The organism is Bordetella sp., assembly GCF_057362025.1.
Genome location: NZ_JBMQQZ010000014.1, coordinates 1 through 7,749 on the forward strand (window position 1 = coordinate 1; position 7,749 = coordinate 7,749).

Here is a 7,749-nt window from a genome sequence, read left to right on the forward strand (position 1 = left end):
GCTGTCAAATCAAGCTCGCTTCGACTTCACACCCCGCACACTCGACAACCTGGCTTCACCTTCCCGCCTTCACTCATCGCCCACCGCGACTCCCAAAGCGGCATCGGAATCACCCGCGCCAGCAGTCCGTTCGGAACCGCCGCCGTGGTGCTTCCGCGTCGCCGGTGTCGTGACCGGTTCGCGAACAGCGAAGGGGCGCGACTATAGCACACGCGCGATGGTGTCGGGGGTGCACGACTATTGATTCCGCATTGCAGACTTGGCGCGGAAGATTCCGCATCCAAGATTCCGCATACAACGTCCAGCATGGAAGAGCCGGCGGGCAAGGTCGCATGGGATACGCGTACGTGGATAGGCTTACGCTTGTATAGCCAAGCCGACAAAGCGAAGCGTGGCTACGGGGAAACACTGTTCCCGCGCGCTATCCCACGACATCGATGCTTGGCACAAAAGGCGCGTGGATCCGCACGCGAGCGAAGATCGCCCGTTTCAGATCGATGTAGGCGCGCACCCGCCACAATATGGATCCGATAGACCCGCTGTTCCTTTCGCGACGCACTCTCTGAGCCGGCGCGATATATCTGTATGGGACAGACCTGGAGACCTGCATGAACACCCCCCGTTTGCCCCGCGTTCCCTTGCTGGAACCCGCGCAGATGAGTCCCGAACAGAAGCGCATCCATGATGTGATCACTGCCGGACCTCGCGGACAGGTGCGCGGGCCGCTGGGTGTCTGGCTGCACCGTCCCGCGATGGCCGAGCATGCGCAGGCCCTGGGCCAGTACTGCCGCTATGAAACCAGCCTGCCCACGCGGCTATCGGAATGGGCGATCCTGATCATGGCTCGCCACTGGGGCTCGGAGTATGAGTGGTGGGCCCACAAGCCCCGGGCCATCAAGGCCGGCGTGAGCGAAACGATGATCGCTGCCTTGCGCGACGGCACGCCAATCGAATACGCGCATGCGGACGAAGCGCTGATCCACGAATTCCTGAAGGTACTGCACGAAACCCGCCGGACCCCGCAGGAACTGTACGACCGCATCGTGCATGTGCTGGGGGAATCCGGCGTTATCGACCTTGTGAGCATCGCCGGCTACTACACGTTGATCGCCATGACGCTGGGCGCTTTCGATATCCAGCCACCGGAAGGGACGTCTGCCGAATTGGGCTGAATGGCGGGAATCCGGCCGCCGTGTGCGGCGCGAGCCGCACACGGCCTTCGGCTTACCAGTAATAGAGCATGAGCGCGTTGGCCCGGCTGAGTTCGAATTCCCGCAGCGCCTCGGCTTCGGCCAGCATGTCCGGCGACGCCCCCATGTCGACCAGATCTGCAGTGCTGTACTGGCGCAGATCCAGAACGGTATTCGGCGCGGACCAGCTCTTCCACAGGGCTGCGAACGGCGCCGCCAACAGGCCACCGAGCATACGCCAGACACCGGGGCGCTCCGCAGCAACGGGGGCAGCGCCGACCACGGGGGTAGAGATATCGGACATTGAAGGGCTCCTCAATAAGAACACAAAAGGGTGTCGTTAAAACCGTCCCGCTGCACCGCCGGTGGACAAAGCGTCTTTCGCGGATGCACCATCCCCGAAGACGCCATTCACATCGGGCAACAGGCGGCTGGAAGTCACCCCCGCACGCGCGCCGGTTCCGTCGGGGCAGACGGCGCAAACGCAACCGGACTGAATAACCGGCAAGCCTGCGCATCCCAACGCAACAAGAGAGGCCGTTATCCGCGCTCGATTCCGGCGATCGCCCCCCTGCGATCCCGTTGTCGAATCGATGCCTCCACCGCTGGACGATTTCTTGCCCCGATCAGACGGCCGTCTGCCCAGTCGGTGGGACACGCATGGCACTCTCGCCCGGCGGCCTGCCCTGCCGGGTGGATAAGCCGCGATCGCGCTTCGTGCGACGGTGGTTAGAATATCGAACCAGTATCTGGACTGGAATCGATCTTTTTTGGTCAAACTGGTCAGTTTTTCTAACCATCACGCACCCATGGCCCGCTTGCCCTTGAATACGCTGCCGGTCTTCCGCACTGTCGCGGAAACCCAGAACCTGCGCGCTGCCGCCGATGCGCTGCACCTGACGCATAGCGCCGTCAGCCAACAGATCCGTTTGCTGGAGACCCGGCTGGGCCATGCCTTGTTCGACCGGCGCGGACGGCGGGTCATCCTGAACTCGTCAGGCGCGGCCCTGCTGCGCAGCGTCCAGACCGCCCTGGCGCTCCTGGACGAAGGCGTCCAGTCAGCCGCCGCGGCGGCGGGGTCGTCGGCGCAGAGGCTGCGTATCAGTGTGCTGCCCTCCTTCGCGCAACGCTGGCTGCTGCCGCGCATGGGGCGATGGCGCGAAAAGCACCCCGGCCTGGCCCTGGAAATCGAAACCTCGCAACAGGTGGCGGATCTACAACGCGAAGGTTTTCATGCGGCCCTGCGGCAGGGCCTGGGCAATTGGCCCGGACTGGCGGCCGAACGCCTGTTCGATGGATCGATGTCCATGATTCTGGTGGGGAACCCGGCCACGGCGCGCAGGCTGGCCGGCGCGCCGCCGGAGGCCTACCTGGATGAGCCATTGCTGGGCGAAAGCGCCTTATGGGAGCACTGGCTGGCGGCCGCCGGGCTGCGCCGCAAGGTGACGCCGGTGGCGGTGTTCAACGATGCGGGTCTGTTGCTTTCGGCGGTGGAGCAAGGACTAGGGCTTGCCGTGGTACGCGAACTCCTGGCCGCCGATGCGTTGCGGGATGGGCACTTGGTTCGGCTGTCGCCCATTTCGGTGGACTACGAAGGCGCGCGCGCCTATCACCTGGTGTATCCCCCCGCCCTGCGCGACTGGCCGCCGCTGCAGGCGTTACGGACGTGGATGCATGACGAACTGGAAGTCTCGCGGCTGGAACTGCTCAGGGAGCAAAGTCCGTGAACGCGGGTTCATGCCGCCTCCCCGGCGCGGAAACCGCCCCGGGCATCCCGCCGCACACGGGCAAGCGCGGCGCGACGATCGCCGCGTTGCCCCCCGCCCTGGGCGGGGGCACTCGAGCGTCCACCGTCCCTAGGCAGCATCGAGCTCCGGATAGTGGCGGAATATTCCGTCGCCATAGGGCAGGCGGCGTTCGCTGGACAGGTAGTCCCGCAATTCCGGCAGCGCGGCCACCCGCTCGTACAGACGCCGGACCTTCGGGTACTGTCCCGCCAGGGTGGCCATGCGCTTGGGGAAGGCGAAGCGCAATCCGTCGATCAGCTGGAATAGCGAGAGGTCGGCGTAGGTCCATTTTTCGCCGCCCGCCAGCCACAAGCCTTCGTGCACCAGGACGCGTTCGAACCAGGCCAGGAACTTGGGAATACGCTCCTCGCGGAAATGCTTCGCGCGGCGCGCGGCCTCTTTTTTCTGATCCTCGTAATAGAGGCTGTTGGCGATGGGATGGTGTACGTCGTGCGCCTCGGCGACGAGATCGGCGATGGTGAGCTGTATCTGGTGCACCCAAAGGCGGCCGGCCAGGTCTTGCGGCGCCAGGCCATGCTTTTCGCCCAGGAAAAGCAGGATGTTGGCCGTCTGGCCGACGGATATGCCTTCGCCGACCAGGTAAGGCGGCGCAAAAGGCGGATGGTGATCGCGAGTCTTCATGTCCCGTACGATGGCCGCATCGCCGCCGGGTTCGCGCGCCCTGTCCCGATACGGAATGCCGGCAGCTTCCAGCGCCAGACGCACGAACTCGCCGCGCCCCGGAATGCCGTCCCAATACCATAGGTCGTAAGGTGCCATCGATGCATCTCCAACGGGAAAGACGACGCTTAGCAAACGCTGTACCCGTTGCCGGGAGGGAGCCGCCGCGCCCGTCAGCGCTGGACGATACGCCGCGCGCCGACGATGCGCTCGGCCAGCACCAGGATCAGGATGATCATCATGACCTGCAGCGCCGATGCGGCGGCCACAACCAACTGGCTACCCTGGAATTGAAGATAGCTGAATATCTCTATGGGCAGCGTGACGATGCCGGGTCCGGTAAGAAACAGCGCGGCGTTCAATTCACCGAAAGAGACGATGAAAGCAAACAGCCAGCCCGATAGCAGTGCCGGCCAGATAATGGGCATGGTGATCAGGAGGAAGGACTTGACCGGGCCGGCGCCCAGGCTTTGGCCGGCTTCCTCCAGCGCGGTATCGAAGGCCTGCAGCGCCGCGACGATGGTGCGGAACGCATAGGGCAGGCATACGACCACATGGGCGATCAGCAACCCTGGCAGTATGGAAACACCCAGGGTGCGGTACAAAAGCAGCAGAGCCAGCCCCAGGATGATGGTGGGAAACACCAGCGGCGCCATGAAAAGCATTTGCAGCAGATTGGGCAGCCAGCCGCGCCGACGCGACGCATAGATCGCGGCCAACAAGCCGAGCAGGCCCGCCAGCGTGGCGGAAACGAAGGCCAGCCATAGGCTCAGGCCGAAAGCCTGGCGCATTTCGGGGATGGTGAAGAATGCCTGGAACCAGCGCAGGGAAAGGCCGGGCGGGGGAAATACCAGCGTATCGGCCGCGCTGAAAGCGAACAGGAAGATGACGAGGATCGGCCCAAGGATCAGTACCAGCGCGATACCGGTGACGAGGCGCAACAGGAATCGGCCGGCACTCATGCGCCCTTCCCCTGCACTCTTTGCGGTCGCATCAGGACCTGGATGACGACCGCGATAGCCAGCGCGATAGCCAGCAGCACGAAGGACAGGGCCGCCGCGCGAGGCCAGCGGAACGTCGCCGCGCTATCGAAGACCAGGCTCACCAGCAGCTTGAAGCGCGGGCCGCCCAATAGCGCGATGGTAACGTAGGCGCTAAGCATCAGGAAGGTGACCAGCATCAGCCCCGACGTCACGCCCGGGCTGGACAGCGGTAGCGTGACACGGAAGAACGTCTGCCACGGTCCGGCGCCCAAGGATTGGGCGGCCTCGGTATAGCGCTGGTCGATCGCCGTGAGCGAATTCGTGATGGACACGACCATGAAGGGCAGCAGGATGGTCAGCAGGCCTATCACCACCGCCTCGAATGAGTACAAAAACTGGATCGGCCGGTCAGTCAGGCCCGCTTCGCGCAGGGTCACACTGAGTATGCCCGTGCGCCCGAGGATGCTGACCCAGCCATAGGCGCGCACGACGTTGCTGACCATCAGCGGGAACATCATCAACAGCAGCATGACCATGCGGCCGCGCGGGGACAGGCGGGATGCGTACAGCGCGACGGGATAGCCCAGCAGCAGGCAGGCGATCAGCACCACGCCCGTGGCCAGCAGCGTGCGTTGGATGATGAGCAGATAGAAGGGATCGGTGGCAACCTCCACATAGTTGCGCAGCGTCGGCTCCAGCTCGTACAGCGAGGTCTGCGAGTTCGTCATGAAGCTGACGAACAGCAGGTATGCCAGCGGCAGGACGAAAAAGACCAGCAACAGCAGCACCGGCGGCGCCGCGACCGCCCACATCAATCCGGTGCGCGGCAGCAGGCGGCGCGGCGTGGGCTCGCCATCCGGACGGCCTGCGCGTGGCGTGGCGAGGGCACGGCTCATGCTTTGCCGTTCCCGCCGGACACCGGCGTCCCGGCCGGTGCGCGCCCCACGGCGCGCCCGCCGGAGGCCGATGCGGCCGCATCGAAGAGGCCGGCGGCGCAGCCTTGTACGTCCGTATCGCCAGGCGTGGCGGCCAGCGCCACGACACTGGCGTCATCCCAGGCAAGACGGACTACCGATCCCGGCGCCAGGCTGACGGCGCCGACGCCATCATTCGGCAGATGGGCCGCCACCGGCCCGCTTTCGGTTTCCATGAGCAGATGGGTTTGCGCACCGCGGTAAACCACTTCCCTCAGCGTGGCCGCAAGGCGGCCGTGCGGATCCAACCGCAGTTTTTCGGGACGCAGCGCCAGGTCTATGGCGTCGCCGACGGCATGGCGCGGGCCCGCCGACGACGCCGGCCGATCCACCGTCACGCAGGTGCCCGCCACGCCGACCATCAGCTTGTCGCCGTCATGGCCACGCACTTCGCCGCGCAGGATATTGCTGGCGCCGAGGAAGGTCGCGACGAACTCCGTGCCGGGTCGTTCATATATGTCGCGCGGCGCGCCGGCCTGCTGGATGCGGCCGTCCTTCATGACGGCCACGCGGTCGGACAAGGTCAGGGCTTCTTCCTGGTCGTGCGTGACGAACACCGTCGTGGTGCCGAGGCGCCGTTGCAACTGGCGCAATTCCACCTGCATCTGTTCCCGCAGCAGTTTGTCGAGGGCGGACAAGGGCTCGTCGAGCAGCAGGACATCGGGCTCGAATACGATGGCGCGGGCCAGCGCCACGCGTTGCTGCTGGCCGCCGGACAATTGCCTGGGGTAACGCTGCCCGAAGCCGCCCAGCGCCACCATCTCCAGCGCGCCGGCCACGCGACGGGCGATATCGGACTTATCGACGCGGCGCATCTTCAGGCCGAAGGCGACGTTCTCGGCCACCGTCAGGTGCGGAAACAGGGCGAAGCTCTGGAACACCATGCCGAAGTTCCGCTTGTGGGCCGGCACGCCTGTTACCCGCTTGCCGCGGATATGGATATCGCCTTGGGTCGGCTGCTCGAAACCCGCGATAAGACGCAGCGTGGTCGTCTTGCCGCAGCCGCTGGGGCCCAACAGGGAAAAGAAAGTCCCCCGTTCGATATCGAGATCCAGCCGATGCAGCGCGACGGTCTGGCCGAACCGCTTTTCCACGCCATCGAAGCGCACGTCCAGGGAAACGGAATCCGCCGTCCGTGCGGGGCGATCGGTCGCCGCGCCTGCCACCACACTCACATCGACTCCTTGATGACGCGGTCGAACCGCGCAATACGCGCCACGGCCGCCAGCAGGCGCACCGGCAACTCCAGCAGAACCACCATCTCGACGGCCCGCCGCGGCGGGCCTTGCAGGGCGAGCACCGCATCCTCCAGCACCTGCCCCAGCTCGTCCGCCAGCGCGCCGTCCAGGCCGGGCAGGCCGGGCAGGTCGGGCGATGCCGACAGGTGTTCCCATTCGTCGGTAAGGTCGCGCAGCATCTCACCCATAAGGTCGGCCAAGGCGGGCTCTTCCCCGCCCAGCCGGCCGGCCAGTGCCCGCGCGGCCGTGCCCCAGGCCTGCTGTGCGTACCCCAGATCGGCCTCCAGCGACCGCGCCGGCGTCGCCGCCGCAGTGGCGGCCGGACGGTTCTCGCCATCGAACGCGCCCAGCATCAAGGCCGCGTTAAGGACGAGCCGGAAACTCAGGCAGTCTTCGCGGGCATAGAACCGCAAGGTTTCGTCCATGGTCTTACGGCCGCGGATCGGTAGATAGTGGCGCACGTAGCCGTCCAGCGCCATGGCCTTGCGCAGGAATTCGCCCATTTCGGGGTGCGGCGAGAAGCCCACCACGCGAGCATCGCCCGCGTCGCTCGACAGAATGGCCACGCGGTCCCGCATCACGCGGTCGAAACGGTCGGCGTCCAGCGGGTTATCGATGAAGAGCCGCGTGGACATGATGTGGCTTTCGAAGCGGCCGCCGGCACGGGCGCGGCGCTGGCCGGGCTCATAAACCGGCCCGTGGTAGTACGCCAGCTCCATCGTTTCCGGGAGATCGCGGCGCAGCTCGGCATCGTCCAGACGGACGTTCAGCAGGCCCGCGCCGGTATACAGGTATTCGTGGGTATAGCGTGGCTTGGCGTCGAGCACGCCCAGCCAGTGCGGGCGCCCCTGCGAAAAATAATAGGCCCCGCCACAGGAGCCGATGCCCGCCCCGCC

8 protein-coding genes are annotated in these 7,749 nt (G+C 65.6%); 2 read left to right on the forward strand and 6 right to left on the reverse strand.

Annotation, left to right across the window (positions count from 1 at the left end):
• The first annotated feature begins 608 nt into the window (after window positions 1–608).
• The gene (locus ACO1P8_RS04535) at window positions 609–1,172 is read left to right on the forward strand and encodes a carboxymuconolactone decarboxylase family protein (protein WP_486294726.1); all 564 of its coding nucleotides are present in this window, start codon (window positions 609–611) and stop codon (window positions 1,170–1,172) included.
• A 52-nt stretch (window positions 1,173–1,224) separates the two neighbouring features.
• Here ACO1P8_RS04535 and ACO1P8_RS04540 read toward each other — a convergent pair whose 3' ends face one another.
• Window positions 1,225–1,494, reverse strand: a complete 270-nt coding sequence (locus ACO1P8_RS04540) for a hypothetical protein (RefSeq protein WP_486294727.1) — start codon at window positions 1,492–1,494, stop codon at window positions 1,225–1,227.
• 505 nt (window positions 1,495–1,999) lie between these two features.
• Between ACO1P8_RS04540 and ACO1P8_RS04545 the strand changes: the two genes are divergently transcribed.
• The gene (locus ACO1P8_RS04545) at window positions 2,000–2,917 is read left to right on the forward strand and encodes a LysR substrate-binding domain-containing protein (protein WP_486294728.1); all 918 of its coding nucleotides are present in this window, start codon (window positions 2,000–2,002) and stop codon (window positions 2,915–2,917) included.
• A gap of 129 nt (window positions 2,918–3,046) precedes the next feature.
• On the opposite strand, the gene ACO1P8_RS04550 is transcribed toward ACO1P8_RS04545, so the two are convergent.
• The 5 genes from ACO1P8_RS04550 to ACO1P8_RS04570 all read right to left on the reverse strand — a co-directional run.
• On the reverse strand, window positions 3,047–3,757 hold the full coding sequence (locus ACO1P8_RS04550; protein WP_486294729.1) for a glutathione S-transferase: 711 nt from the start codon (window positions 3,755–3,757) through the stop codon (window positions 3,047–3,049).
• A 74-nt stretch (window positions 3,758–3,831) separates the two neighbouring features.
• Window positions 3,832–4,620, reverse strand: a complete 789-nt coding sequence (locus ACO1P8_RS04555) for an ABC transporter permease (protein WP_486294730.1) — start codon at window positions 4,618–4,620, stop codon at window positions 3,832–3,834.
• Complete coding sequence (locus ACO1P8_RS04560) at window positions 4,617–5,537, reverse strand: ABC transporter permease (RefSeq protein WP_486294731.1); 921 nt, start codon at window positions 5,535–5,537, stop codon at window positions 4,617–4,619. The genes ACO1P8_RS04555 and ACO1P8_RS04560 overlap by 4 nt, the downstream gene beginning before the upstream one ends.
• Window positions 5,534–6,730, reverse strand: coding sequence for an ABC transporter ATP-binding protein (locus tag ACO1P8_RS04565; RefSeq protein WP_486294733.1), 1,197 nt, complete (start codon window positions 6,728–6,730; stop codon window positions 5,534–5,536). The genes ACO1P8_RS04560 and ACO1P8_RS04565 overlap by 4 nt, the downstream gene beginning before the upstream one ends.
• Window positions 6,731–6,786: 56 nt before the next feature.
• Window positions 6,787–7,749: hypothetical protein (locus ACO1P8_RS04570; RefSeq protein WP_486294732.1), on the reverse strand; the 963-nt coding region annotated here is incomplete at its 5' end.

Excerpts from the sequence above, each read along its gene's own strand:
- ACO1P8_RS04560 (WP_486294731.1), bottom strand. The coding sequence starts at position 5,537 with ATGAGCCGTGCCCTCGCCACGCCACGCGCAGGCCGTCCGGATGGCGAG.
- ACO1P8_RS04535 (WP_486294726.1), top strand. The coding sequence starts at position 609 with ATGAACACCCCCCGTTTGCCCCGCGTTCCCTTGCTGGAACCCGCGCAG.
- ACO1P8_RS04545 (WP_486294728.1), top strand. The coding sequence starts at position 2,000 with ATGGCCCGCTTGCCCTTGAATACGCTGCCGGTCTTCCGCACTGTCGCG.
- ACO1P8_RS04540 (WP_486294727.1), bottom strand. The coding sequence starts at position 1,494 with ATGTCCGATATCTCTACCCCCGTGGTCGGCGCTGCCCCCGTTGCTGCG.
- ACO1P8_RS04555 (WP_486294730.1), bottom strand. The coding sequence starts at position 4,620 with ATGAGTGCCGGCCGATTCCTGTTGCGCCTCGTCACCGGTATCGCGCTG.
- ACO1P8_RS04550 (WP_486294729.1), bottom strand. The coding sequence starts at position 3,757 with ATGGCACCTTACGACCTATGGTATTGGGACGGCATTCCGGGGCGCGGC.